This window comes from Burkholderia sp. WTPI3 (genome assembly GCF_021483755.1).
Classification (GTDB): domain Bacteria; phylum Pseudomonadota; class Gammaproteobacteria; order Burkholderiales; family Burkholderiaceae; genus Burkholderia.
On sequence record NZ_JAGIXF010000006.1, the window covers coordinates 19744 to 46233 of the forward strand.

General features: G+C 66.2%; 24 protein-coding genes and 1 pseudogene. 13 read left to right on the forward strand and 12 right to left on the reverse strand.

Going from position 1 to position 26490, the window contains the following annotated elements; translation table 11 throughout:
- Nucleotides 1-2: 2 nt before the first annotated feature.
- The 3 genes from J7024_RS05195 (at nucleotide 3) to J7024_RS05205 (ending at nucleotide 2715) form a co-directional block, all read left to right on the forward strand.
- A complete protein-coding gene (locus tag J7024_RS05195) occupies nucleotides 3-944 on the forward strand; it encodes an ABC transporter substrate-binding protein (protein WP_234744841.1) in 942 nt (313 codons plus the stop codon).
- Nucleotides 945-991: 47 nt separating this feature from the next.
- Nucleotides 992-1882: an amidohydrolase family protein gene (locus J7024_RS05200; protein WP_175750795.1), complete on the forward strand. Its 891-nt coding sequence runs from the start codon at nucleotides 992-994 to the stop codon at nucleotides 1880-1882.
- A gap of 71 nt (nucleotides 1883-1953) precedes the next feature.
- Nucleotides 1954-2715, forward strand: coding sequence for a FadR/GntR family transcriptional regulator (locus tag J7024_RS05205; RefSeq protein WP_124826968.1), 762 nt, complete (start codon nucleotides 1954-1956; stop codon nucleotides 2713-2715).
- A 24-nt stretch (nucleotides 2716-2739) separates the two neighbouring features.
- Here J7024_RS05205 and J7024_RS05210 read toward each other — a convergent pair whose 3' ends face one another.
- The 9 genes from J7024_RS05210 to J7024_RS05250 all read right to left on the reverse strand — a co-directional run bounded on the left by J7024_RS05210 (nucleotide 2740) and on the right by J7024_RS05250 (nucleotide 12858).
- The gene (locus J7024_RS05210) at nucleotides 2740-3981 is read right to left on the reverse strand and encodes an NAD(P)/FAD-dependent oxidoreductase (protein WP_124826969.1); all 1242 of its coding nucleotides are present in this window, start codon (nucleotides 3979-3981) and stop codon (nucleotides 2740-2742) included.
- 205 nt (nucleotides 3982-4186) lie between these two features.
- Nucleotides 4187-4912, reverse strand: coding sequence for a maleate cis-trans isomerase family protein (locus J7024_RS05215; protein WP_234744842.1), 726 nt, complete (start codon nucleotides 4910-4912; stop codon nucleotides 4187-4189).
- Nucleotides 4913-4926: 14 nt separating this feature from the next.
- Complete coding sequence (locus tag J7024_RS05220) at nucleotides 4927-6309, reverse strand: amidohydrolase family protein (RefSeq protein WP_175760696.1); 1383 nt, start codon at nucleotides 6307-6309, stop codon at nucleotides 4927-4929.
- A gap of 78 nt (nucleotides 6310-6387) precedes the next feature.
- Entirely contained in the window at nucleotides 6388-7761 is a 1374-nt protein-coding gene (locus J7024_RS05225) for a nucleobase:cation symporter-2 family protein (RefSeq protein WP_175750797.1), read from the reverse strand.
- 60 nt (nucleotides 7762-7821) lie between these two features.
- Nucleotides 7822-8919: a CobW family GTP-binding protein gene (locus J7024_RS05230; RefSeq protein WP_124826972.1), complete on the reverse strand. Its 1098-nt coding sequence runs from the start codon at nucleotides 8917-8919 to the stop codon at nucleotides 7822-7824.
- Nucleotides 8916-9542, reverse strand: a complete 627-nt coding sequence (locus J7024_RS05235; RefSeq protein ID WP_124826973.1) for a UbiX family flavin prenyltransferase — start codon at nucleotides 9540-9542, stop codon at nucleotides 8916-8918. Before J7024_RS05235 ends, J7024_RS05230 begins: the two co-directional genes overlap by 4 nt.
- On the reverse strand, nucleotides 9539-10933 hold the full coding sequence (locus tag J7024_RS05240) for a UbiD family decarboxylase (RefSeq protein WP_234744843.1): 1395 nt from the start codon (nucleotides 10931-10933) through the stop codon (nucleotides 9539-9541). Before J7024_RS05240 ends, J7024_RS05235 begins: the two co-directional genes overlap by 4 nt.
- Nucleotides 10934-11013: 80 nt before the next feature.
- On the reverse strand, nucleotides 11014-11919 hold the full coding sequence (locus J7024_RS05245) for an amidohydrolase family protein (protein WP_124826975.1): 906 nt from the start codon (nucleotides 11917-11919) through the stop codon (nucleotides 11014-11016).
- A 36-nt stretch (nucleotides 11920-11955) separates the two neighbouring features.
- On the reverse strand, nucleotides 11956-12858 hold the full coding sequence (locus J7024_RS05250; protein ID WP_175750799.1) for an amidohydrolase family protein: 903 nt from the start codon (nucleotides 12856-12858) through the stop codon (nucleotides 11956-11958).
- A gap of 241 nt (nucleotides 12859-13099) precedes the next feature.
- On the opposite strand from J7024_RS05250, the gene J7024_RS05255 reads away from it, so the two are divergent.
- The gene (locus J7024_RS05255; protein WP_124826977.1) at nucleotides 13100-13990 is read left to right on the forward strand and encodes a LysR substrate-binding domain-containing protein; all 891 of its coding nucleotides are present in this window, start codon (nucleotides 13100-13102) and stop codon (nucleotides 13988-13990) included.
- Nucleotides 13991-14003: 13 nt separating this feature from the next.
- Here the strand turns inward: J7024_RS05255 and J7024_RS05260 are convergent, their stop codons facing one another.
- The gene (locus J7024_RS05260) at nucleotides 14004-14897 is read right to left on the reverse strand and encodes a LysR substrate-binding domain-containing protein (RefSeq protein ID WP_124826978.1); all 894 of its coding nucleotides are present in this window, start codon (nucleotides 14895-14897) and stop codon (nucleotides 14004-14006) included.
- 129 nt (nucleotides 14898-15026) lie between these two features.
- Here J7024_RS05260 and J7024_RS05265 point away from each other — a divergent pair, with 129 nt between their 5' ends.
- From J7024_RS05265 to J7024_RS05285, 5 genes are all read left to right on the forward strand, one after another.
- On the forward strand, nucleotides 15027-15521 hold the full coding sequence (locus J7024_RS05265; protein ID WP_124826979.1) for a (2Fe-2S)-binding protein: 495 nt from the start codon (nucleotides 15027-15029) through the stop codon (nucleotides 15519-15521).
- A gap of 1 nt (nucleotide 15522) precedes the next feature.
- The gene (locus J7024_RS05270) at nucleotides 15523-17772 is read left to right on the forward strand and encodes a xanthine dehydrogenase family protein molybdopterin-binding subunit (RefSeq protein WP_124826980.1); all 2250 of its coding nucleotides are present in this window, start codon (nucleotides 15523-15525) and stop codon (nucleotides 17770-17772) included.
- Between the two features lie 261 nt (nucleotides 17773-18033).
- Nucleotides 18034-18732, forward strand: coding sequence for a YfiR family protein (locus J7024_RS05275; RefSeq protein WP_124826981.1), 699 nt, complete (start codon nucleotides 18034-18036; stop codon nucleotides 18730-18732).
- Nucleotides 18729-19997: a diguanylate cyclase domain-containing protein gene (locus J7024_RS05280; protein ID WP_124826982.1), complete on the forward strand. Its 1269-nt coding sequence runs from the start codon at nucleotides 18729-18731 to the stop codon at nucleotides 19995-19997. The genes J7024_RS05275 and J7024_RS05280 overlap by 4 nt, the downstream gene beginning before the upstream one ends.
- 85 nt (nucleotides 19998-20082) lie before the next feature.
- A complete protein-coding gene (locus tag J7024_RS05285; protein ID WP_234744844.1) occupies nucleotides 20083-20592 on the forward strand; it encodes an OmpA family protein in 510 nt (169 codons plus the stop codon).
- A 320-nt stretch (nucleotides 20593-20912) separates the two neighbouring features.
- On the opposite strand, the pseudogene J7024_RS05290 reads toward J7024_RS05285, so the two are convergent.
- Nucleotides 20913-21662 (reverse strand): annotated as a pseudogene (locus J7024_RS05290) (IS256 family transposase); the annotation flags it as partial.
- Between the two features lie 38 nt (nucleotides 21663-21700).
- On the opposite strand from J7024_RS05290, the gene J7024_RS05295 reads away from it, so the two are divergent.
- Nucleotides 21701-21877: a hypothetical protein gene (locus J7024_RS05295; protein WP_175750802.1), complete on the forward strand. Its 177-nt coding sequence runs from the start codon at nucleotides 21701-21703 to the stop codon at nucleotides 21875-21877.
- Between the two features lie 468 nt (nucleotides 21878-22345).
- A complete protein-coding gene (locus J7024_RS05300; protein ID WP_234744845.1) occupies nucleotides 22346-22567 on the forward strand; it encodes a type I toxin-antitoxin system SymE family toxin in 222 nt (73 codons plus the stop codon).
- A gap of 260 nt (nucleotides 22568-22827) precedes the next feature.
- On the opposite strand, the gene J7024_RS05305 is transcribed toward J7024_RS05300, so the two are convergent.
- Complete coding sequence (locus J7024_RS05305; protein ID WP_175750804.1) at nucleotides 22828-23448, reverse strand: hypothetical protein; 621 nt, start codon at nucleotides 23446-23448, stop codon at nucleotides 22828-22830.
- An 811-nt stretch (nucleotides 23449-24259) separates the two neighbouring features.
- On the opposite strand from J7024_RS05305, the gene J7024_RS05310 reads away from it, so the two are divergent.
- Both J7024_RS05310 and livH read left to right on the forward strand, forming a co-directional pair.
- A complete protein-coding gene (locus J7024_RS05310) occupies nucleotides 24260-25378 on the forward strand; it encodes a branched-chain amino acid ABC transporter substrate-binding protein (protein ID WP_124826984.1) in 1119 nt (372 codons plus the stop codon).
- A 174-nt stretch (nucleotides 25379-25552) separates the two neighbouring features.
- Nucleotides 25553-26479 (forward strand): high-affinity branched-chain amino acid ABC transporter permease LivH, encoded by a 927-nt coding sequence (gene livH / locus J7024_RS05315; protein ID WP_124826985.1) that lies wholly within the window; start codon nucleotides 25553-25555, stop codon nucleotides 26477-26479.
- Nucleotides 26480-26490: the final 11 nt, after the last annotated feature.

Sequence of the window (26490 nt, forward strand, 5' to 3'; positions counted from 1 at the left end):
AAGTGATCAGGAGCAAGGTGTTGAACGCGATCGTCGGGCTGACGTTCGCCGTCGGCGTCACGGCCGGCGCGCATGCGCAGGAAACCTACATCCCGCTGATCTCGAAGGGCTTCCAGCATCAGTTCTGGCAGGCCGTGAAAGCCGGCGCGATGCAGGCCGCGAAGGACTACAAGGTGAAGGTGACGTTCGAGGGCCCCGAAACCGAGGTGATGGTCGACAAGCAGATCGACATGCTGTCCGCCGCGATCGCGAAGAAGCCGGCCGCGCTCGGCTTCGCGGCGCTCGACAGCAAGGCCGCGCTGCCGCTGCTGAAGAAGGCGCAGGCCGAGAAGATCCCGGTGATCGCGTTCGACTCGGGCGTCGACAGCGACATCCCGGTGACGACCGCCGCGACCAACAACAAGGCCGCCGCGGCGCTCGCCGCCGACAAGCTCGCCGCGCTGATCGGCGACGAAGGCGAGGTGGCCGTGGTCGCGCACGACCAGACGAGCCGCACCGGCATCGACCGCCGCGACGGCTTTCTCGAACGAATGAAGTCGGCGCACCCGAAGGTGCAGGTCGTGACTGTCCAGTACGGCGAGGGCGACCAGCTGAAGTCGACCGAAGTGACGAAGTCGATCCTGCAGGCGTATCCGAAGCTCAAGGGCCTGTTCGGCACCAACGAAGGCTCGGCGATCGGCGTGGTCAACGGCGTGCGCGAGATGAAGCGCAAGGTCGTGATCGTCGGCTACGATTCGGGCAAGCAGCAGAAGGATGCGATCCGCAGCGGGCTGATGGCCGGCGCGATCACGCAGAACCCGATCGGGATCGGTTACAAGACCGTCGAGGCGGCCGTGAAGGCGATCAAGGGCGAGAAGCTGCCGAAGGTCATCGATACCGGTTTCTATTGGTACGACAAGTCCAACATCGACGACCCGAAGATCGCCGCGGTGTTGTACGACTGAGCGAGACGTAATGTCATGCGTGGGTAAGGGCGGAAGACGAGGACACCATGGGCGCAGTGCGTATCGATTCTCATCAGCACTTCTGGCGTTACCGCCCGGCCGACTATCCGTGGATCGGCCACGGGATGGGCGTGCTCGCGCGAGACTACCTGCCCGACATGCTGTGGCCGCAGATGCATGCGCAGGCGCTCGGCGCGTCGATCGCGGTGCAGGCGCGCGCCGGACGCGACGAGACGGCATTCCTGCTCGATCTCGCTCGCGACGACGGGCATATCGCGGCCGTGGTCGGCTGGGAAGACCTCGGTGCGCCGGAGCTGGCCGACCGCATCGCCGCATGGGCGAGCCCGAAGCTGCGCGGCTTTCGTCATCAGGTGCAGGACGAAGCCGACGTCGCCGCGTTCGTCGAGGCCCCCGCGTTCAATCGCGGCGTCGCCTGGCTGCAGGCGAACGGCTATGTGTACGACGTGCTCGTGTTCGAGCGCCAGTTGCCCGACGTGCGTGCGTTCTGCGCGCGGCACGACGCGCACTGGCTCGTGCTCGATCATGCCGGCAAGCCCGCGCTCGCCGAGTTCGAGCGCGACGACACCGCGCTGGCGCGCTGGCGTGCCGGGTTGCGCGAGCTCGGTGCACTGCCGCATGTCGTGTGCAAGCTGTCGGGTCTCGTGACCGAGACGGACTGGCGGCGCGGCCTGCGCGCGAAGGACATCCGGCACATCGAGCAGTGCCTCGATGCGGCGCTCGACGCATTCGGGCCGCAACGCTTGATGTTCGGCTCGGACTGGCCGGTGTGTCTGCTCGCGGCGTCGTATGACGAAGTGGCGTCGCTGGTCGAGCGCTGGGCCGAAGCGCGGCTGTCGGCGGCCGAGCGCGGCGCATTGTGGGGGGGCACGGCCGCGCGTTGCTATGCGGTGCCGTTCGAGTCGAAGCCCGGCATATAAAATAGGCGCGAACGGCCTGACGCTTCATTCGGCAGGCCGGCCGCAACGAAACCGCTCACCTGTATCAACGTATGTCCATCCAGCCGATCCAGAACCGCCGCCTGTACCAGCAGATCGCCGACAAGCTCAGCACGATGATCGAGTCCGGCGATTTTCCGCCGGGCAGTTATCTGCCGCCCGAGCGCGAACTGGCCGAACGGTTCGGCGTGTCGCGCACGTCGGTGCGCGAGGCGCTGATCGCGCTCGAAGTCAACGGGCTCGTCAGCGTGCGCGTCGGCGACGGCGTAAAGGTGCGCCAGCCCGAGGCGGCTGTCGTGCCGGAGCCGCAACCCGTCACGAAGGTCGCGCCGTTTTCGATCGTCGAGATCGATCCGGAACTCGGCATCGCGCTCGACCTCGACACCGAAATCCCGCCGTTCGCGCTGTTGCAGGCGCGCCGGCTGATCGAGCCGGAAGCCGCGTCGCTCGCCGCGAAACACGGCTCGGACGCGCAGATCGACGGGATCCATGAAGCGTTCCTGCGCAACCAGGAAGACAACCGCAGCGGCTCGCTCACGCATCCGGGCGACCGGCTGTTCCATATCCGTATCGCGGAAGCGAGCGACAACCCCGCGTATGCGCTGATGATCAAGCAACTGCTCGCGCACAAATACGACCCGATGTTCCAGCGGCTGCAGTCGCTGTACATGCCGAACGACATGCCGCACCGGTCGGAGCTGGAGCACCGCGCGATCCTCGACGCAATCCGCGCGCGCGATCCGCAAGCCGCGCGCCGCGCGATGGCCGAGCATCTCGACGAGGTGATCCGGATCTTCGGCCGCGCGCTCGACTGAGCGCGGGCGTTCAGTCGTTCGACATCAGAAGCGGTCGGCGCGGTAGGGCGTCGGATCGGTGAACGGGGTTTCGCCCGTCATCATCTCGGCCAGCAGGCGGCCGGACACGGGGCCGAGCGTCAGCCCGTGATGGTTGTGCCCGAACGCGAACCACAGCCCGCGATGCGCGGGCGCGGGGCCGATCACCGGCCGCATGTCGGGCGTGCATGGGCGAAAGCCGAGCCACGGCTGCGGGTCGAGCCGTTCGCCGAAACCGAACACCGGGCGCGCAACGCGTTCCGCGCGTTCGAGCTGCACGCCCGTCGGCGGCAGGCCGCGGCGCGCGATTTCCACGCCGGTGGTCAGCCGCAGGCCGCGCCGCATCGGCGCGATCACGTAGCCGTATTCGCGATCGACGATCGGCGCCGACGGCGTGCCGCGTTCGGACGGCGCGTAGTGCATGTGATAGCCGCGTTTCTCGCGCAGCGGGATCTTGTAGCCGAACTTGCCGAACACCGTGTCGGACCACGGGCCGAGCGCGACGACGACGGCCGGCGCGGCGATCCTGCCTTCGTCCGTCGTGACCTGCCAGCCCGGCGATAACGCCTCGAGGCTCGCGGCGTCGCCGTTGAGCAGGGTGCCGCCGCCTTGCACGAAGAGCTGCGCGTAGGTTTTGACGAGCGCCGACGGATCGACGACGCTCTTCGGATCGAGCCAGTGCAGCGCGCCGCAGAAACCCGGCGCGAGGCTCGGCTCCCGCGCACGCAGTGCCGCGGCGTCGAGCGGCGTGATGCCGAGCCCGTGGCGGCGCGCGGTGAGCCCCGCATCGGCGACCGCGCGTTCGAACGCGGCCGGCGTGCGGAACGCTTCCATCCAGCCGCTCGCACGAATCAGCTCGGCTGCACCGGCGCGCGCGATCAGCGCGTCGTGCTCGACGATGCAGCGCTCGATCAGCGGCAGCATGTCGCGCGAGGCCGCCGCATGACGCATCGGCGCCGATTCCCACCAGAAGCGCGCGAGCCACGGCGCGAATGCCGGCAGCGACGTGCTGTGCCAGTAGAGATCGGTCGAGCGGTTCAGCGCGTAGCGCATCAGCGTGAACGGGCTGCGCGGGAACGGATACGGCTCGACCGACGAGCGCTCGATCAGTCCCGCGTTGCCGAAGCTCGTGCCTTCTCCGGGCGCACCGCGGTCGACCAGCGCGACCTTGCGGCCGCGATCCTGCAGGTGCAGCGCGGCGGACACGCCGACGATGCCCGCGCCCAGAACGATTACGTCGAAATCCATCGTGTGAGTGGCCGTTTGCGGGGCGCCTGGCCGCAGTGCGGTGTATGCGCCCGGGTTGGAGATCGTATGAGCTCAAAGCATACTCGCGCAGACGTGCGGCACCAAGAGGGACACGTGGGGGCGTGCGCGCCGCGGGCGGCCCGCGCGACGACGGCGGGCGGCAAGCGGCGGGCTGCGTCGACAAACGATCGGCCACCCGGATCGATCAATGCATCCCGAACAATCTCCCCCACCGTGCCAGCCCGTGCGTATCGATCCCCGCCATCCTCAGCGCCTTCCACACGACCGTCGACACCGTGTCGTAAGCCGCGATACCGGTCGCCTCTTCGAACGATCCGGCCAGATGCGCCGCATGCAGGTTCGTGCAGAACGTCGTCACCGCGTCCGGCCGCGCCTGCGCGGCCTTGCGCATCAGCGCGGCGAGCTGCGTGTCGGGCACTTCCGCGAAGCTGTAGTTGTCGCGCAGCCCGAGATGCTGCTCGGCCACGCAGTCGATGCCGAGCTGCGCATACTGGCGCATGATCCGCTGCTGCACGTCGTCCAGATACGGTGTGACCAGCCCGAGCCGCCGCACGCCGGTACGTTCGAGCAACTCGTTCAGCGCCAGCACGGACGTCGTCGCCGGAATGCCGGTCGCCTGCTCGATGCCGCGGCACAGCGCGGCATCGAGCTCGAAGCCGAGCCAGCCGGCCGAGGTGCCGCTCCAGCCGATCACGTCGACGCGCGCGTCGGCCAGTTGCCGGGCCGCGACCAGAATGTGCTCCGCGTCGAACTGGTCGAGCGCGGCCGCGCTCAGGGCGATCTCGGTCACGGTGAAGCGCGCGAAATGCACGCTGACGTTCGGCAGCTCGGCGACGATCGCGGACGTCAGTGGTTCGAGCGCGGTGTTCGACGACGGCGTCACGATGCCGATGCGGGTGCGAGGATTCATCGCGCCGCCTCCCTTCAGTCGAGCAATTGCCGCACCGCATCGAGCGCCGCGCGGCGCAGCGCCGGGAGGTCGAGGCCCGGAATCTCGCCGTTGTCCACCACGACGCGGCCATTCACGATGCTGTATTTCACCGGCGACGGCTCGCCGGCCGCGACCGGCGCGATCGCATAGTCGTGGAAGCCGTTGAAGCGCGGCCCGCTCACGTCGTACAGCACCAGATCGGCGGCCTGGCCGACGTCGAGCGTGCCGACCGCATCGAGTCCGAGCACGCGCGCGCCGCCCTGTGTTCCCCAGTTCAGCACGTCCTCGGCGGTCGTCGCCGACGCACCATGCGCCGCGCGATGCACGAGCCACGCGAAGTTGGCCTCGTGCGTCATGCTGCCCGACTCGTTCGACGCGACGCCGTCCACGCCGAGCGACACCGGCACGCCGGCCGCCGCCATGCGCGGCGCGGGGGCGATGCCGCTGCCGAGCCGCGCGTTGCTGACGGGGCAGTGCGAGCAGCCGGTGCCGGTTTCCGCGAGCATCGCGATCTCGCTCGCGTCGAGATGGACGAGGTGCGCGAACCACACGTCGGGGCCCAGCCATTCGTGATCGGCGGCGAACTCGACCGGCAGCTTGCCGTAGCGCTCGCGGCAGAAGTCGACGTAGCGCGTCGTCTCCGACAGGTGCGAATGCAGCCGCAAGCCCATCCCGCGCGCCGCGCGTGCGACTTCGGGCAGCAAATCGGGCGGCAGCGAGAATGTCGGCGTCGTCGGCGCGACGACCACGCGGCGCATCGATGCGGCGCTCGCGTCGTGATGGCGCGCTTTCAGCCGCTCGATGTCCGCGAGCATCTGGTCGAGCGTTTCGGGTTGCAGCGCGGTACCGGCGAAGCCGGGATGATCGCCGGCCGCCTGCAATGCGCCGCCGCGGCACAGCACGAAGCGCATTCCGAAGCCGGCTGCTTCGTCGAACAGCAGGTCGCCGGTCTCGGTCGTGCCGCCCGCGTGATACAGGTAGTGGTGATCGGCGCAGGTCGTCACGCCCGACAGCAGCAGCTCCGCGAAACCGAGCCGCGCGGCGATGCGCGCGAGCGCCGGCGTGAAGCGCGCCACGCGCGGATACGGAACGGCAGCGAGCCATGCCTGCAGATCCGCGTCGATACCGGCCGGCACCGCCTTCAGCAGGTTCTGGAACAAATGATGGTGCGTGTTGACCCAGCCGGGGTAGACAACGCAGTGGCTGGCGTCGATCACGCGCTCGCCGGGCAGCGGCGCGAGATCGGGCGCGATCGATTCGATCCGGCCGTCACGGATGCGCAGGTCGGTCCGGCCGAGTCGCGCGGCACTGCCGGTGCGTCCGCTCATGACCGCGACCGGGTGGCGGATCAGCAATGAAGAAGAGGGAAGGTTCACGATCGGGTTTCCTCGGATTAGGATGTTCGTCGTCATGCGTTGGTCGTCATGCGCGCGCCGCACGCGGCGCGCGGTCGATCAGTCGCACTCGCGCGCCATCGGGCTGCGGTGTGCGGTGTCGGGCAGCACGTGCGATTCGACGGGATCGGCTGCCTGCACGCCGTTGAGCAGCGCGTTCAGCACGACCGACACGAGACACGCGATCACGACGCCGCTATGCAGGAACGGCTGCGTCCAGTCCGGCATGTGCGCGAAGACTTTCGGCGCCATCACCGGAATCAGCGCGGTCGCGATCGTGAAGCCGACGATCAGCACGTTGTAGCGATTGCCCTCGAAGTCGACCTTCGCGAGCGTCTGCACGCCGGCCGCGACGACCACGCCGAACATCGCGATGCCCGCGCCGCCGAGCGCGGCGGACGGCGTCGACGCGACGATCGCGCCGATCTTCGGCACCAGCGCGACGACACACATCAGCACGCCGCTGATCGCGACGATCCAGCGGCTGCGCACGCCGGTCAGGATCACGAGCCCGACGTTCTCCATGAACGCGATGAACGGGAACGCGGCGAACGTGCCGGCGATCGCGCTCGCGACGCCGTTCGCGCGCAGGCCGCGCACGACGTCGTCCTCGCTCACGTGCTTCTCGACGATGTCGCCGATCGCGACGAACAGGCCCATCGACTCGACCATCTGCACGATCATCACGACCACCATCGTCAGCACCGGCACGACCGCGAACACCGGCGTGCCGAAATGGAACGGGTAGGGCACGGTGAACCAGGGCGCTGCCGCCACGTTCGCGAAGTTGCCCATCCCGAGCGCGATGGCGAGCAGGCTGCCGGCGACGAGCCCGATCAGCACCGACAGGTTGCGCAGGAACGCATTCGCGAAGCGGTTGATCGCGAGGATCACGATCGCGACGACCAGCGTGACGGCAAGGAACGACGGCTCGCCGAACTGCAGCTTCGCCGCGTCGCCGCCGCCCGCCCAGTGATACGCGACCGGGAACAGCTGCAAGCCGATCACGGTGACGATGCAGCCCGTCACGACCGGCGGGAACAGGCGCCGCAGCCGGCCGACGAGCGGCGCGGCGAAGGTCGTGATGATTCCCGCGCCGATCACCGCGCCGCATACGCCGGCGAAGCCGACGCCGGGCGTGAGGCCAATCGCGATCACGGGGCCGACGCTGCTGAATGCGACGCCTTGCAGGATCGGCAGACGCACGCCGAGCTTCCAGACGCCGACCGTCTGCAGGATCGTCGAGATGCCGGAACAGAACAGCGCGGTACTGATCAGCACGGTTGTATCGGCGGGCGACATCTTCAATGCGGATGCAACGATCAGCGGCACCGCGATCGCGCCGATATACGCGACGAGCATGTGCTGCAGGCCGAGCGTCAGCATCTGGCGGCGCGGCAGGACCCGATCGACGGGATGTGAGGCAGAGTTCATGGGCGTGTCTCCTGATGTTCGTTATCGGGCGGGCGCGTTGCGCGCCCGCCTGGACTCCCGTCAGGCCGCGACCGGGGCGGCGAGACAGGCGTGGAAGCGGTCGGTCAGCGCGGCGCGATCGAGATCGCGGCCGATGAAAACGATGCGTGAAGCGCGCGGCTCGCACCCCCACGCCTGCGCGGCACGCAATTCGATCACGCCGTGCACGCCCTGCAGCACGTAGCGCTGCACGCGGCCGTGCACGGCCAGGATGCCTTTCATCCGGAACAGGTTCGCGGTGTCGGCGCGGCGCAGTTCGCCGAGCCAGGCTTCGAGCGCGTCGAGATCGACGTCCGCGTCGACTTCGATGCCCACCGACGACACGCTGTCGTCGTGTTCGTGGTGGTCGTGGTCGTCGTCGTGTGCAAGGGCATGCTCGTCGTGAGCATGGGGCTCATGCTCGTGGTGTTCCGCGTGCGGCGCTGCGGCCTGCAATCCGTCGCTCTCGACGAGAATCTGCGCAAACTCGTTCGCGCCGATCCCGAGGATGCGATCGAGGTCGACCTGCGCATAGCTGGAGGTGACGATCTCTGCGGTCGTGTTCAGCTCGCGCAGCCGCGCGGTCAGCGCATCGACGTCCGGCGCCTCGACGAGATCGACCTTGTTGATCACGATCCGGTCTGCGCAGACGATCTGGTCGACTGCCTGGTTGTCGCGGCCGTCGAGCACGAGATCGTCGAGGTGCGCGCGAATGTGCTTCGCATCCACCATCGTGACTACCGCGTCGAGCGCGACTTCCTTCGCGATCGGATCGTCGAGGAAGAAGGTCTGCGCGACCGGATACGGATCGGCGAGACCGCTCGTCTCGACGATGATGTGATCCAGCCGGTCGGGCCGCGCGACGAGCATCCGCACGATCCGCACGAGGTCCTCGCGCACCGCGCCGACGCAGCACACGCAGCCGTTCGTCATCTCGTAGATTTCCTCGGTCGATTCGAGCACGAGGCCGCCGTCGATGCCGATTTCGCCGAACTCGTTCTCGATCACCGCGATCTTGCGGCCGTGCTTCTCGCGCAGGATGTAATTCAGCAGCGTCGTCTTGCCCGCGCCGAGAAAACCCGTGAGCACGGTGACCGGGATCTTCTCGACGTGGCTGTGGGTGGTATGGATGTGGGTCATGATGCGTCTCCGTTGAGTCGGTTGGGCTGCGGATTGGGCTGCAGGTCGGGCCGGGACCCGCTTTCCTTCCAGCGATGGACGGTGCGGGAATCGAGGTCGAACAGGTCGAGCACGCGGCCGAGCGTGTGGTCGATCATCTGGTCGAGCGAAGCGGGGCGCGCATAGAACGCCGGCACGGGCGGCGCGACGATCGCGCCCATTTCCGTGACGGTCGCCATGTTGCGCAGATGCGTGAGCGTGTAGGGTGTTTCGCGGGCGAGCAGCACGAGCCGGCGGCGCTCTTTCAAGACGACATCGGCCGCGCGTGAAATCAGGCCGGACGACAGCCCGCTCGCGATTTCGGCGAGCGTCTTCATCGAGCACGGCGCGACGATCATCCCGAGCGTGCGGAACGACCCGCTCGAGATGGGCGCCGCGATGTCGTCGCTGCGATACAGCACGCTCGCGAGCGATACGACGTCCGACAGCTTGAAGTCGGTCTCGTGCGCCATCGTCAGTGCGGCGGCGCGCGACACGACCACGTGCGTCTCGATGTCGAGCGCGCGCAGCAGTGCGAGCAGCCGCATCCCGTAGACGAAGCCGGACGCGCCGCTGATGCCGACCACGAGCCTGCGCGCGCTCATCGCGCGGCTCCGCCGAGTTGCGCGATCACATGTGCGGCGCGCTGCATCGCCGCGTCGCCGACGCGGGCGCGCACGCCGTCGAAGCGCGCGCCGCGTGTCGCGTCGATGCCCATCCGCGATGTCGTGCCGTCGGACGACGACGACGGATCGAGCGGGCTGCCGGGCAGGCCGTCGACGACGAACAGGTCGCGATGCGGCTGGAAGTGCGTGGCGATCGCCCACAGCACCTGCGCGTCGTCGGTGATGTCGACGTCGCTGTCGACCGCGACGACGTTCTTCAGATACGGATCCCAGCCGAGCAGCGCGAGCATGATCTGCCGCGCTTCGCCGTCGCGCGTCTGCTTCAGCGCGACGTAGCAATGGAAGTGCGTGCCGGAGTTCGGGTAGTGGATCGCGGTGACGGCCGGAAAGCGCGCTTTCAGCTTCTCGCTCATCTCGGCTTCGCGCGGCAGCCGTGCAAGCGTCAGGTGCTCGGCATACGGGCCGCCGACCACGTCGACGAGCCACGCATCGTTGCGCCGCATCATCGTGTCGATGCGCAGTACGTTGTTGGTCGAGCGGTCCGACGAGTATCCGGTGAACTCGCCGAACGGGCCTTCGTCGGCGTGTGCGTCAGGATCGATCGTGCCTTCGAGCACGAACTCGGCGGCGGCCGGCACGCCGATTCCGTGGCGCGGCGTGCGGACGAGCTGCAACGGCGCGCCGAACAACCCGCCGGCAATGGCACGCTCGTCGGCGCCGAACGGCAGGCGCGCGGCGGCCGCGAGCATGAACAGCGGATGCGCACCGATCACCATCGCGACCTTCAGCGTGTCGCCCCGTGCCTTGGCGGTCTGCAGCATCCGCCATAGATGGCCGCGCGAATGGAGGCTCGTCGCCAGTGCGTTGCGCGCATGCGGCATCGAGCGGTGATAGCTGAGGTTCGCGACGCCCGTCACCGGATCCTCGGCGACGATCACCGCGTTGGTGACGTAAGGCCCGCGATCGGTTTCGAAGTGGCGGATCATCGGCAGTTGCGCGAGATCGACCGCGTCGCCTTCGATCACCTGGTCGAGCACGGGGCCGTGCGGTACGGCGACCGGCGCGACGGGCGCGTTCGCGCGCTGCTGCCATGCGTCGAACAGGCCGTTCGCATCGACGCCGAACAGCCGGCCGATCCGTGTGCGGGACGCGAACACGTTGGTGACGAGCGGCGTCGCGAGACCGTCGACACGCTCGCAGACGAGCATGTCGTGCCGCCCGCGTGCGGCGAGCGACGCGACGACGGCCGTGACGTCCTGGTCGGCGGACAGCGGCTGCGCGACCGTCAGCACGTCGTCCGGAAAGCGATCGCGGTACGCGGTCGCGAAATGGTGGAAATCCTGCTGCTCGGCGAAAGGACTGGACGCCATGATGCACTCCGTCGGATGCGGAAGAGGAAAGGCCGGACCGCGCGATGCGTGCGGCGATGCGCGCTCCGGCCGCCGGCGCGTTACACGTAGGTCGCCGTCAGGCGCTTGTGCGCTTCGTCGAGATCCTTCGGCGGCCGGGTCGGCTCGATGCCGACGAGGCGGGCGATGTTGTTGCCCATGTAGTCCTCGAGGCCGTCTTCATCGAGATCCATCCCCTGCGGCGCGGGACCGCATAGCATCTCCAGCTCGCGCAGCCACATGCCGGGCTCGTTCGGCGGCGAATCGGTGCCGAACACGATCTTGTTGCGCGGCAGCTCGCGCGCAAATTCGACGATCCGCGACTGGTAGCACCAGCCCGATTCGCAGTACACGTTCGGCGTGTCCATCGCCATCCAGAACGCTTCGAACGAGTAGTTGCCGCCCGTCTGGATTCCGAAGTGACCGATGATGAAGTTCACCATCGGAAACTCGCGGATGATCGGGTAGAACTGCGTCGGGATCGTGTACGGGCCGTCGCCGGTGTGGATCAGCACGACGATGTTGTACTTCGCGCAAACCTTCATCGCGGGGCGCAGCCAGTCGAGCGCGCGATCGGGCCGGTAGCCGTGCATGTTCGCGTGCAGCTTCACCATCTTGAAGCCGTACTCCCTGATGTGGAATTCCAGCTCTGCCGCGCCGTTCTCCGGGCCCCAGCGCGGGTTGTACGTGAAGTTGCCGATGAAGCGGTCCGGGTACTTCTGCGTCAGTTCGGCGATGTACGCCATGTAGTCGCGGATGCCTTCGCGGCCGCGGCGGTTGCCGTCGCGATAGCCGGTGTTGCCCGGCGGCGGCTGGATGAAGCCCATGTCGATGCGGCGCGGCTTGCCGTTGATGATGTACGGTCCGTCCATCATCTTCAGCAGGCGTTCGCCGGTGAACGGTTCGCCGGTGTGGCGCCAGGCCTCGTCGACGAGGTTGGTCGGGTGCAGGTGCGTATCGATGATCATGCAATGCTCCGGATTCGGGAGAGAAGGGCGCGGGCGTCAGGCGGCGAGCAGCGCTCGCGCTTCTTCGACGGTGCGCGGCGCGGGCGTCGGTTCGAGACCGATCATCCGGGCCGTGTTGTTGCCGAGGTAATCCTCGAGCGTGTCCTCGTCGAGATTCATCCCCTGCGGCGGCTCGAAGCACAGCACTTCGAGCAGGCGCAGCCACATGCCGGGCTCGTTCGGCGGCGTGTCGGAGCCGAACAGGATCTTGTGCTTCGGCAGCACCTTCGCGAATTCGACGATGCGCGACTGCAGGCACCAGCCCGATTCGCAATACACGTTCGGCAGGTCCATCGCGAGCTGGAACGGCTCGAAGCAATAGACGCCGCCCGTCTGCACGCCGAAGTGCGCCATGATGAAATTGACCGTCGGGAATTCCTTGATCATCGGCACCCACTCGGTCGGGATGCTGTACGGGCCGTCGCCCGTGTGCAGTTTCACGAGCACGCCGAGCTCCGCGCATTTCTTCAGCGCGGGGCGCAGCCAGTCGAGCGCGCGGTCGGGCCGGTACGCATGCATGTTGGCCTGGAACTGCACCATCCGGAAGCCGAGCTTGCGGACGTAGTGATCGATCGCGTTCACGCCGTTTTCCACGCCGCAGCGCGGGTTGTAGACGAAGCAGCCGATGAAGCGGTCGGGGTGCTTGCGCACCATTTCGACCGTGTACGCCATGTACGCGTCGATCGATTCGGCGCCCGATTTTTCACCGTCGGTGTAGGTATAGATGGTGTTGCCTTGCGGTGGCTGGATGAACGCCTTGTCGACGCGGCGCGGCTTGCCGTTGATGAGGAACGGGCCGTTCATCGTCTCGATCAGGCGCTCGCCGGTAAACGGCGGGCCGTCGTGACGCCACGCGAGGTCGACGAGATTCGTCGGGTAACAGCTGGTGTCGATGATCATCTACTCGATCTCCTTGAGAGGAACCGGAAAGGCCGGTTGCCGGGTCGCGGGCAGGCACGTCGATGAAGCGACCGTGTCGGTCGGATTCATGCGGCCTTTTGCAAGGCGCCTTTTTTGGCGCCTTCCCCTCGCCGGCATCGAGTGACACACTGCGACGTGCACTGCTGCTTGGGACCGAGTGTCACAAGCCGAATGTGCTCTGTACAATATTTTTTACTGACGCTCTTGATACGTTTGCGATATGGACATGCGTGTGTTGCGTTACTTCGCGGTGCTTGCCGACGAACTGCATTTCGGGCGTGCGGCCGCGCGGCTCCATATCTCGCAGCCGCCGTTGAGCCAGCAGATCCGCCTGCTCGAGGAGCAGCTCGGCACCGCGCTGTTCGTGCGCTCGCAGCATCGCGTGGAACTCACCGAGGCAGGGAAAACACTGAAGGAGCAGGTACCGCTGATCGTCGCGCAGTTCGATCGCGCGATCGATCTCACGCGTTGCGCGGGGCGCGGCGAGGTGGGGCGTCTCGCGGTCGGCATCATCAGTTCGGCGATGGTCGCGCCGATTCCGCGCGCGTTGCGCGTGTTCGCCGAACGCCATCCGCACGTGCACTGGTCGCTGCACGAGATGACGCCCGCCGCGCAGATCGATGCGTTGAAGGAGAAGCGGCTCGACGTGTGCTTCTTCCGGCTGTTCCAGGAGGATCCGTCGATCCGCAGCGAGATCGTCGTGCGCGAGACGGCCGTGGCCGTGTTGCCGGCAGGTCATCCGCTCGCGTCGCGCGACGCCATCGCGCTCGGCGAACTCGCGAACGAGCAGTTCGTGTCGTTCGGCCTGCGGCACTCGCAACTGGCGCGGTTCCTGCAGCAGAGTTGCGTCGATGCGCGCTTCACGCCGCGGATCGCGCATGAAGTCGTCGAGGTGCACACGCTGCTGTCGCTGGTGCGCGAGGGGCTGGGGGTGGCGTTGCTGCCGGCGTCGTCGCTGCAGATTTCGACTGGCGGCGTCGCGTTCGTGCCGCTGTCGTCGCCGGAACTCGAGGTGTCGCTGCAGGCGCGCTATCGCGCCGACGATACGTCCGCGGTGCTCGGCGCATTTCTCGATACCGTGCGCGAAGTCGCGACGGCATTCAGCACGTGAGTCCGCGCATGCTTCAGCGGGTGAGCGACTTCGCGACCAGCTCGCCGATCGCGTCGATCAGCGGCTTCACGCGCGCGTGCCGCTCGCGCGGCCAGATCGCATGGAGGTTGTAGTGCGTCGGAATCGCGATCGTGCAGAGTTCGACGAGCCGGCCGTCGCGCAACGCGTCGGCCGCAAGCAGGCCGCGGACGAGGCCTGCGCCCAGCCCTGACGCGAGCGTCGCGACGAGCCCGGCCGCGTTGTCGAACACCGCGATCGTCTGCGGTTCGGTCGGTTCGAGGCCGGCCGCTTCGAGCCACGGAATCCACGAACGCTTCGTATAGCCGAGCAGCGGCAGTTCCAGCACCTGCTCCGGCGTGAGCGGTGCGGTGAGCCCGTGGCGTTCGAGCAGCGCGGGCGCGGCCATCGCGGTCAGCCGGTCGGGGCACACCAGCGCGCAGTCGACGCCTTCCCATTCTCCGTAGCCATAGCGCAGCGCAACATCGACGCGATCGAATGCATCGCGGTCGTGACGCGGCGACGACAGTACCGTCAGCGTCGCGTCGTCGAGCGTGCGCATCAGCGCCGGCAGCCGTGCGGGCAGCCAGCCCTGCATCAGTTCCGGATCGACGTCGAGCCGGATCGACGGCCCCGTCGTGCGCCCCTTCACCGACGACAGCGCGCGATCGATCTGTTCGAGGCCGTCCGACAACTGGTTCGCGAACAGCGTGCCGGCATCGGTCAGCATCACGCGGCCGCCGGCCCGCGCGAACAGCGGCTGGCCGATGAATTCCTCGAGCGAGCGAATTTGCTGGCTGATCGCACTGTGCGTGAGCGCCAGCTGGCGTGCCGCGCTCGAAAAACTGCCGACCCGCGCGGCCTGCAGAAACGCCTGCATCGACTGGATCGAAGGGTATCGCTTGAGCATCTGTTAGTCCGACTGACAGGGATTCGATGAAATGATCGCGCCCGCGCCCGCGCATCGCGTTTCGATAATGCTCCGGCGCCGCGCCATCGACGCGGGCGAACACCATGAATGCGAATCAGGAGACAGCGCATGATCGACATCGTCGTGAACGATACACGCCATTCGCTCGAGAATGTACCCGAGGATATGCCGTTGCTGTGGGTGCTGCGCGACCGGCTCAAGCTCACTGGCACGAAGTTCGGCTGCGGCAAGGGCTTGTGCGGCGCGTGCACGGTGCATCTCGAAGGGCAGGCCGTGCGGTCGTGCCTGATCCCGGCCGTCGCCGCGAACGGGCAGCACGTGACGACGATCGAAGGACTGTCTCCGGACGGCCGCCATCCGCTGCAACTCGCGTGGGTGGCGGAGGACGTGCCGCAATGCGGCTACTGCCAGCCGGGGCAACTGATGCAGGCGGCCGCGCTGCTGAAGGGCGGCCAGCCGCTCGACGATGCAGCGATCGTGTCGGCGATGTCAGGCAACATCTGCCGGTGCGGCACGTATGCGCGGATTCATCGCGCGATCAGGCGCGCGGCGTCGGGCGATCCTGCGTTGAAGGCTGAAGCCGAACCGGCGAAGGAGGCGTGACATGCGCGACGATCTCACGACCGATGTGCCGCACGATAGCGGCAACACGCCGCGCCGCCGCTTCCTCAAGCAGAGTTCCGCGTTGCTCGCGGCCGGCATCGCGATCGGCTTCCGGATGCCCGATGCGATGGCCGCGGGCAGGAACGTGAGCGGCGATCCGCATCCTGCCGCCGGCGAGTTCGAGCCGAACGCTTGGGTGCGCGTGCTGCCCGACGACACGATCAAGCTCGTCGTGCACAAACACGATTCGGGCACCGGCACGCGCACTGCGCTGGCCGCCGTGGTGGCCGAGGAACTCGACGTCGATCCGTTCAAGGTCGATGTCGTGACCCCCGAAGATCCGTTCTTCGCCGACTACATCCATCCGCTGTGGAAAGTGTTCTCGACCGGCGGCAGCACGAGCGTCGCGATGGAATACGACCGGCTGCGCCGCGCGGGTGCGATGGCGCGCGCGATGCTCGTCGACGCAGCCGCGCAGCAATGGCATGTGCCGGTGTCGTCGTGCACGACGGCCGACGGCGCCGTGTTGCATGCGGCGAGCGGGCGCCGCGCGACGTACGGTTCGCTCGCGTCCGCGGCCGCACAACTGCCCGCGCCGAAACAAGTCGTGCTGAAGGATCCCGCCCGGTTTCGCTATATCGGCAAGCTGCGCAGGAAGCGCGATGCCGCGCAGAAGGCCGACGGATCGTTTCCGTACAGCATCGACGTGTCGCTGCCGGGGATGCTCGTCGCCGTCGTCACGCGCGCGCCGGTCATCGACGCGCGCTTGCGCAGCGTCGACGCGAAGGCCGCGCTCGCGATTCCCGGCGTGCGCGACGTGCTGCAGATCCCGCCGCGTCCCGACGTGCTCGGCGGCAATCAGGCTGGGGTCGCCGTGCTCGCGGACGACTACTGGTCCGCGCACAAGGGGCAGGCCGCATTGAGGATCGAATGGGAGGACAGCCTGTTCGAGACGTTCGACAGCAGCACGCTCGCCGCCCGCCAGGCCGCGTGGATCGACGATCCGGCCGCGCGTGTCGTGCCGACGATCGCCGACGGCGATCCGTCGAAGGCGAACGTCGCCGGCGCACGCACGATCGAGGCGTCGTATTCGATGCCGCACAAGGCGGCGAATCCGCTGGAGCCGATCAACATCACCGTGTGGGCGCGCAACGGCGGGATCGAGTACTGGGGCGGGTTGCAGGTGCCGTCCACCGCGATGGAGGCGGCCGACGTGATCGGCGGCATTCCCGCGCATCGCGTGACGCTGCACGAACTCGTGTCGGGCGGCAGCTTTGGCGCGCGCGAATCGAAGTACTGGCTGTTCGAGGCAACGTGGCTCGCGCTGAAGACAGGCAAGCCGGTGAAGCTGATGAACAGTCGCGAGGACGAGATGCGCGCGCTGTTCTATCACGCGGCGAGCCATCACCGCGCGCGCGCGGTGCTCGATGCGAGGGGCAATCTCGCGTCGCTGTGGTTGCGCGGCGTGATGCCCGCGTCGCCGCAGCAGTGGGAGCCCGGCTATCTGGAGCGCGCCGACCGGATGGATTTCAGCACGACCGAAGCGATCACGAAGTGGGAATTCGCGTACGCGGCGCCGCATCGCGACCTCGGCTGGATCCGCATGGAGACGGGCGTGCCGACCGGCTGGTTTCGTGCGGTCAGCTATATCCCGAACGTGTTCGCGGTCGAGTCGGTGATGGACGAGGCCGCGCATGCGGCGAAGCGCGACCCCGTCGAGTTCAGGCTCGCGCACATGCGCGACCGGCCGCGGCATGCGGCCGTGCTGCGCGAAGCTGCGCGGCGCGCGGGTTGGGGGCAGCCGTTGCCGGACGGTGTCGCGCTCGGCATCGCAACGAATCAGGCGTACGACAGCTATGTCGCGGTGGTGGCGCGCGTCGCTCGCAAGAGCGGCGCGGTGCGCGTGGAGAAGCTCACGTGCGTGGCCGATTGCGGGATCGCCGTGTCGCCGGCCGGCGTCGACGAGCAGTTGTACGGCGGATTGATGTGGGGGCTCGGCCATGCGACGTCCGATCGCGTCGATTTCAAAAACGGGCGCGTGCAGCAGTCGAATTTCGATACGTATCGCGTGATGCGGATGAGCGACATGCCGGAGACCGACATTCATATCGTGCAGGGCGATCCGGCGAAGCCGGGCGGCGTCGGCGAGTTGTCGAGCCCGGCCGTGACGCCGGCGATCGCGAATGCGGTGTTCAGGCTGACGGGGAAGCGGTTGAGGCAGACACCGTTCGATCTGTCGGCGATCGTATAGCGCGCCGCTGAAGAAAGTATGAAGTTTGCAGCTTTCGGTTGCGTAATCCGCTGATCAATTCGCCGCCGTCGACGCTGGATCGGTGCGGGCTGCCGCGGCACCGGTCCAGCCGGCTTTTCGACGTGATTCGCGGGTGTATCCCACTGGTTTGGGATACGCATTTTTACCTAAGATGGAAGCGTTCGTGCGTGTGAGACGGTGTCGGCACGCGCATGGCAAGCCGGGGCATCACCTGGAACGACTGCGGCAGATGTTTCCATCATGGATGCGAGAGTGTGCGCGGCGGTCGCGAACCATGCGGCCGCATCGACGCCAGCTGGCGCGGCGGCAATCGCCGCGTGGAGGGCGTCCGGCCGACCGGGTCGAGTCGCCTCGTTGCGGCATGCGTTCGTCGCAATCGTTTGCGTTCTGAGCGCCGCGCCGGGCGTAATGGCCGGGGTTTTCGCCGATGCGGATGTGCCGATCGACGCGGTGCAGATCGCCGCCGCAGTGCCTCCCGCCGATCCGGCGATTTCGTCATCCGACTCCGCCGTGCGCCAGGTCGTGCTCGGCATCGTCAGTTTCACGCGCTGGCCCGCGACGCCCGTTCGTCTGCATCTGTGCGTGACGGGCAAGCCCGACTACGCGGGCGGACTCACCGCCCCGTTGCAGGCCGGCTCGACCGTGCTCGACGTGGAGCGCGTACGCTTCGACGATCCCGCGCTGGGCATCGCGTGCGACGTCGTCTATCTCGGCACCCTCGGCAGCGACGAGCGAACGCGCGTGAGGGCCGCGTTGGCCGGCCACCCCGTGCTGACGATTGCCGAACACGATGCGTCCTGCACCGCGGGCGCGATGTTCTGCCTCACGGTCGACCGCGAACGCGTCACCTTCGACATCAATCTCGATGCCGTCGCGCGCAGCGGCGTGCGCGTCCATCCGAATGTCCTCAACCTCGCGCGGCGGCCGCTGACGCCATGACACGTTCCGCGTCCTCCATTTCGTCTTCACGTGTGCCGCGCCCGACGCTGCAGAGCGTGTTGCGCCGCGCGCATTTGCGCCTGGCTTTCGTCGCGGTTGCGATGGCTGCCGTGTCGCTGATCGTCGTCGCCGTGATCGCGTTGCGCGCATACGCCGGCAACAACCTGAACCTGCTGGCGCGCTCGCTGGGTTATACCGTCGAGGCGGCGCTCGTGTTCGGCGATCGCGTCGCCGCGAGCGAGGCCATCGCAACCATCGCCAACGACGAGGACGTCGCGCAGGTGGTGGTCACCGACAGCAAGGGCCAGTTGTTCGCGACCTGGAAGCTGCCTGCCGAAGGACGAATTGCCCGGCTCGAGCGCGGCGTCGCCGATCTTGCGCTGCCCGGGCCCGCGACCGTCCCGGTGATGCATGACGGCATCGTCGTTGGTCAGGTCATCGTGCGTGGCCGCGGACATCAGTTCTTCGGGTTCCTGCTCGGCGGCATCGGCGGCATTCTCGGCTGCCTGGCCGTCAGCGTGCTCGGCGCGTATGTCAGCTCGAAGCGTCTGCTTCGCAACATCGTCGCGCCGCTGCGCGCGCTTGCCGGCGTCGCGCACGCCGTGCGGCGCGAGCGGGCGTTCGCGCGGCGCGTCGAGCCCGTGGCGATCGCCGAACTGAACCAGCTCGGCGATGACTTCAATGCGTTGCTCGATGAATTCGAAGACTGGCAGAACACGCTGCGTGACGAGAACGCGTCGCTCGAACACCGGGCGACTCACGATGCGCTCACGGGGCTGCCCAACCGCGCGCAGTTCGAGACGCGTCTGTCGCTTGCGCTTTGCGATGCCGTCGTGACGGGGCAGCGGGTCGCGATCCTGTATCTCGACTGCGACCGCTTCAAGGAGATCAACGATTGTCTCGGACACGACGCGGGCGATGCGGTGCTGGTTGGCGTTGCCGCGCGGCTGCGCACGCAGGTGCGCGAGACCGATCTGGTCGCGCGCCTGGGCGGCGATGAGTTCGCGGTGATGCTGACGGCCGTGCGCGAAGCGGACAGCGTAGGCCGGATCGCCGACGCGATTTTGTCCGGCATGGTGCCGTCGATCGAGCTGTCCGACGGACGCATGGTGGCCACCATGATGAGTGCCGGCGTTGCGCTGTATCCCGACCATGCGTCCGACGCCAGCGGCTTGCTGCGCGCGGCCGATGCCGCGATGTACCGGGCCAAGCGTACGCGACCGGGGTCGTGGCAGCAGGCGGAAGGCGTTGCCGGACCGGTTTGAGGTCTATTGGTTTCGCGCTACGGGCGAGGCCGTAGCGGCGGGATAAAAAGCGCACGCGACGCGGGCGCGTACATAGGGGTCGATGATGGAAAACTCGTTGCCAGTGTGCATAGGGCGGATGTGCGTCGGGAGCGCGGTGCTGCTGTGCCTGCTGCTGGGCGGGTGCAAGACGGCGCCGCTGCATCGGGGGCTCACGCAGACGCAGGTCACGGCGCTGAAGTCGGCCGGTTTTCAGGAGACGGAGCAGGGGTTCGAGTTCGGGGCGACCGGGCCGATTTTGTTCGACTTCGATCGATATAACCTCCGGCCCGATGTGAGGCGGATTGTCGAGCGGATTGGCAGGACGTTGAAGTCGGCGGGGATCAATGGGGTCCGGGTTTATGGTTACTCGGATGAGGAAGGGGAAGCTGCTTACGATCTCGAGTTGTCGAGACGGCGGGCGGAGGTCGTTGCCATCGAGCTGGTGGATGTCGGGCTGGACGGGAAGCGCATCGTGATCGTCGGGAGGGGGAAGAGCGATCCGGTAGGAGATAACCGCACACCGGCCGGGCGGGCGCAGAACCGGCGGGCGGCGATCGTGATCTCGCCGAGGTGACGGGGCGCGCCGCGCACGGGCGTGCCTCGGGGCAATCCGTTGTAACTGTTTGCCACCATTGCGGGGCACATTCGCGCGCGTCCGTTCGCGCGCAGCGGACCTTGATGTACGTGGCATCCGGGACGTATCGGCGTCGTGAAACAGTCATGCGCGGCTGCAAGCCGTTCGACACGTTCGAAACGAGGATTTCAATTGCCTGAATAAAATCGTTCCGTCAGTTTTGAACGCTGCGTGGCCATGCTGCCAGCGCAGCGACGACCGGAACGTGTATGGCCCTGAACCTGTCCGCATTTTTGTGGGCGAGGCGGTTGAGCAGCACGTTATCCACGCGCCGGCATAAATCGGTCTCCGAACAGGATAGCAAACTGGTTCATCGCCGATTTCCAGTCGAAGGCGGTCCGTACGGTCTTGGCCAGCACATTGCGCAGCGCCAGCCAGAGCAGCTTGATGGCCGCCTCGTCATTCGGGAAGTGACCACGCGTCTTGATGATCTTGCGCAGCTGCATGTTCAGACTTTCTATGGCGTTTGTCGTGTATACAACCCGTCGAATTTCCGGCGGGAACACGAAGAACGGTACGACGTGCTCCCATGCCCGCTGCCACGATTGCACGATGGTCGGGTACTTCGCGCCCCAAGGACCGTCGGCGAAGTCTTGTAGCGCCTGCCTTGCCGCCTCTTCGCTGGCGACCGCGTAGATCGGGCGTAGCGCGGCGGCCAGTGCCTTGCGATCCTTGTAGCTGGCGTACTCGAGACTGTTGCGGATCAGATGCACAATGCAGGTCTGCACGGTTGTCCGCGGGTAGGCTGCGCTGATGGCCTCGGTCAATCCTTTTAGACCATCAACCACGGCGATCAGGATGCCCTGGCAGCCGCGCGTCTTGAGTTCGTTGAACACCTTGAGCCAGAACTTGGCGCCCTCGGTCTGCTCGATCCAGAGGCCGAGTACGTCGTGCTGGCCGTCGGCCTGAATGCTCAAAGCCATATAGACGGCCTTATTGCTGACCACGCCGTCGTCGCGGATCTTGACCCGCAGCGCGTCGAAGAAGACGACCGGATACATCGCCTCAAGTTTCGAGGCGTTTCTCGAGCTTTCTTTTGACTGGAGCGGTGGCATCACGCAGACCAATCCTGGCGACAGCCGGCACGCTGTTTCTGCAGAAGAATGCGGTGCCCGACGAGGTCGGGCACGGATACTTCCTTGGCGCAAAGGGTACGCTCGACTATTTCCGCGCGCCGGGGTTGAGCGTGCTCTTCATGAGTACGCCGGACGCGTCAGTGCGCTGAAGTCGCCCGTCGGCAGGGTCAGCGGATCCGGTCGTCCGAAGGGAAGCAACAGGCGCTTTTGTCCCGAAACGCGTTCTTGCGCTGAGTGAAGCCGATTCATTCAAACTGTTTCGAATCGTTGCGTTCCGAGGCCGACCGACGTCTGTTTCAGCTCACTTTTTCCGTTCGCATCGTCGCATGCAATAGCCCGGTGGGTGCTGACGAAATTACGTGCCTATGCCTAATGGCTAACGCTCGCGCAAGCGGAAAATATATGGTGTTAGCGATGGTCTAATAGAAGTATTCAATGCTGATCGCGCGCGAACGAGCGCTAAGCAGCCTGTAGATCCGGTCCAAGCACTATTTCATCGATGAAGTGGAAAGGGAGGAATCCGAAATATAAAAAACACTGCAGTAAACGAGCGCGGGCCGCAAGTGCTACCAACACTCACGACCCGCTGGCCACAGCCAACTTACAAGGAGTTGCCCATGGCTAAGGCGAATGATAAAGCACGTCCCCCGATTGCGGAACGCTACGTGACGGTCCAGGAAATCTGGGGTGTTCCGAAAAGATTTGGTCCGAGGCCGAAGACGTTCTTTCCGTATATGAAGATTGGCGGAATGTGGCTCATCAATGACGTGGGTTTTGAGCCAGGCCAAAAGGTGCGGATAGCGGTCGATCCGGGATGGCTGGTCATCACGACGATGTGAGATGCGACAGCGGCGCTGTACATCGGCCCGATTCGTCTCGATGCGAATCGGCCGATCGGCTAGTGTGGCGCGAACCCCTACATTCAGACCGTGATCGCCGATGAGCCGGCGATACAAAAGGCCGCGCAGACAGCACCGCGCGGCCTGATCGAACTTCAACTCGCGCAAATGCGCGCCTCGGTGCAGCAAGCATGCAACCGCGGAGCGCAAGGCAGCACATCAAGCCGGGTAGGGCAGCAGCCTCCGGCCACGAAAAAACATCACCAGGCGATATTGCAAGACGACCGCGCCGTCCCAGCACCACCCGTCGCCGTGCAACGCGAACCCGCGCCGCCGTCATAAAACGTCCGCGTTTCTGGTTGCGGCACTGACGGATCGTACGGATTCGGCACAGCGTGCGGACCGCGCGCAGCATCGAAGGGCCACGCAGGCGCATACGCATTCCCGCCGCCACGCGCATGTGACCCATTGGCCCGCAGATATTCATTCCAGTTCAGCTCGCGCTGTTCGTGTCTCGGCAGCACGCGACCGAAGCTATCGTTCCCGCCCGCACCGAGCTCGACGCGATTCGAAGGCCAAACAGAATCGCGAGATCCATGTTCCGCCGAAGGCTGCGGTTTAAGCGAATCGCCCGAAACCCTCAACGGCCGCGTATCCGGCGTATCGAACGGACTGCGTTCAACCGGCGCCGCGTACTTCACGCGCTGCGTCGTTGGCACTGAACGCTCAACGTCCCGAGCCATAGCCCGACGTTCCGAACGAAACACATTGGCCCCGTCTGAACGATCGACCAGCGAATCGTGACCGGAAGCATCGACGGTAGAAACAGAAAGCGCGCAAGCAAGCGCGGCGGCAGAAGAAAAGCGAAGAGGAGGATTCATCGGGGCTCCGAACCACGTGATAAGCAATGAGAAAAAACGGCAGATCACTGGCTGGCGGCTCGGCGACGGAGGGGCGTCGACGCGGCCCTGAAGCGACTGCGAGGCGCGGAGGGTGCGACCCGCAGGAAGGCTGGCTGGATTGCAGAAGCGAGCCCGGATTATTTCATAAAAATCACAAAAAGCTTTCTGTGTGACGCCGCGCGTTAGCAATCAGAATGATTGACGCCCGTGGACTACCGCCCCGAGTCGGTGCACGCCCCAACAATCATCAGTCGAATAATTTTCAACGATCGGACCCCAAACAATCAAAAAGCAGCCTCCCACGAACCACCGAATCCCCAAAACCCAATCCCGGCAAGCCTGAACCTCACCAACCCACCCGAATCGCAACCCAATTGCACCCGTCCGCAAACGATGGTGCCACGATCAGGTTGCTACCGAGTAGCCACCCGGGAATCGGCAAGTTTCTCCGTGTTTTCCCCAAGAAGGGCGGCATTTTTGACAGACGATTAAAAAACGCCCATATAATTTCGGCTGCCTTGCCAACGGCTGTCGGACCATCCCTCCGATCAAGCGGTTGGCAAGCGGGGCAGGCGAAACGCTTGCGCAATGCAAGACGCATCACGATGTCTTTCCGAACCAGACGTCCCCTTCGGGGACTGCAAGAGCCGGGCCCCGCTACGCAACATTCCGCCGGAGTTCCGTCTTCTATGTGTCTCGGGCGTGTCCCATGTCCTCGCCCCGGGTGCTGTTCGATTGCGCAAGTCATGCCGCCTTTGCCCGTATGACTAACAACATCGAGGAGCTCCTGATGACGCTGTCCCGTCTTACGTCCATTTCCGTCGCCGCCGTGCTGTTCGCCGCGGGCGCCGCCGCCGCGCAAGCGGACACCGTGAAGATCGCCATCGCTGGCCCGATGAGCGGCTCGGTCGCCCAGTATGGCGACATGGTGAAGGCCGGCGCGCTGACCGCGATCGAGCAGATCAACGCCGCAGGCGGCGCGGGCGGCAACAAGTTCGAAGTGGTAATGATGGACGACGCATGCGAGCCGAAGCAGGCCGTCGCCGTCGCCAACAAGATCGTCAGCCAGAAGATCAAGTACGTGATTGGCCACGTGTGCTCGGGTTCGACGATTCCCGCGTCCGACATCTACGAAAACGAAGGCATCGTGATGGTCACGCCGTCGGCCACCGCGCCGCAGCTGACCGAAGGCAAGAAGCGCCACTTCATCTTCCGCACGATCGGCCGTGACGACCAGCAAGGCCCGGCTGCCGCGCAATACATCATCAACCACGTGAAGCCGAAGAAGGTTGCGGTCCTGCACGACAAGCAGTCGTACGGCCAGGGCATCGCGACGTCGGTGAAGAAGGACCTCGAAGCCGCGAAGATCCCGGTCGTGCTGTTCGAAGGCATCAACGCCGGCGATTCGGACTACTCGGCGATCATCACGAAGCTGAAGTCGCAAGGTGTCGATTTCGTCTACTTCGGCGGCTACCACCCGGAAATGGGCCTTCTGATGCGCCAGGCGCGCGAGCAGGGCGTGAAGGCCACGTTCATGGGGCCTGAAGGCGTGGGCAACAAGGACGTGACGGCCATCGCCGGCCCGGCTTCGGAAGGCATGCTGGTCACGCTGCCGGCCGACTTCTCGGCCGATCCGGCCAACGCGGCGCTGGTGAAGGCGTTCGCGGACAAGAAGCGCGATCCGAACGGCCCGTTCCAGATGCCGGCGTACGCAGCGGTGAAGATCATCGCCGACTCGATCGCGGGAGCGAAGACGACGGACCCGACGAAGGTCGCCGCGTACATGCACAAGACGACGTTCGACACGCCGATCGGCAAGGTCGCGTATGACGCACAGGGCGACCTGAAGGCGTTCAAGTTCGTCGTCTACACGTGGCACAAGGACGCGACGAAGACCGCCGCCAAGTAATACGGAGTACCCGCCCCCGCGCACCCGCTCTGCCCGTCACCCGGGCAGGGCGCGTGCGCATTTGGCCGTTGCGCGGCCAAGGGGCGGCCCGAGACGACACCGTGCGTTGCGCGCGGCCGACCGCCGTGATCCGGCGACGGCATGCGACACAGCGCCAACGGGAGCTTCCCGCACATGACTGACTTCTTTCCGCAATTCGCCCAGCAGCTGGTCAACGGCCTGACGCTGGGTGCGATCTATGCGTTGATCGCCATCGGCTATTCGATGGTCTACGGCATCATCGGCATGATCAACTTCGCCCATGGCGAGATCTACATGATCGGCGCGTACGTGGGCCTCGTAACCCTCACGGCCATCGGCATCTCCGCCGGTTATCCGCTGCCGCTCGTGCTCGGCGCCGCACTGATCGTGTCGGTGATCGTCACGGGGCTGTACGGCTTCGCGGTCGAGCGCGTCGCGTATCGCCCGCTGCGCGGCGGCCCGCGCCTCGTGCCGCTGATCTCCGCGATCGGCATGTCGATCTTCCTGCAGAACTACGTGCAGATCGGCCAGGGTGCGCGCGACGTGTCCGTGCCGATCCTGATCTCCGGCGCGTTCGACATCCATCTCGGCGGCGACTTCGACGTGACGATCCCGTATGCGCGTCTCCTGATCGTCTGCGTGACGCTCGTGCTGATGATCGCGCTCACGCTGTTCATCTCGCATTCGCGGATGGGCCGGGCGTGCCGCGCGTGCGCGGAGGACATGAAGATGGCGAACCTGCTCGGCATCGACACGAACCGCGTGATCTCGTTCACGTTCGTGCTCGGCGCGATGCTGGCGGCCGTCGGCGGCGTGCTGATCGGGCTGACGATCGGCAAGCTGAACCCGTATATCGGCTTCGTCGCAGGCATCAAGGCGTTCACCGCCGCGGTGCTAGGCGGGATCGGCAGCATCCCGGGCGCGATGCTCGGCGGCGTGCTGCTGGGCCTTGCCGAAACCTTCGCCGCAGGCTACATGCCGGCCGAGTACAAGGACGTCGTCGCGTTCGGCCTGCTCGTGCTGATCCTGCTCTTCCGCCCGACCGGCCTGCTCGGCAAGTCGGACATCGAAAAGGTTTGACGGAGACGCAG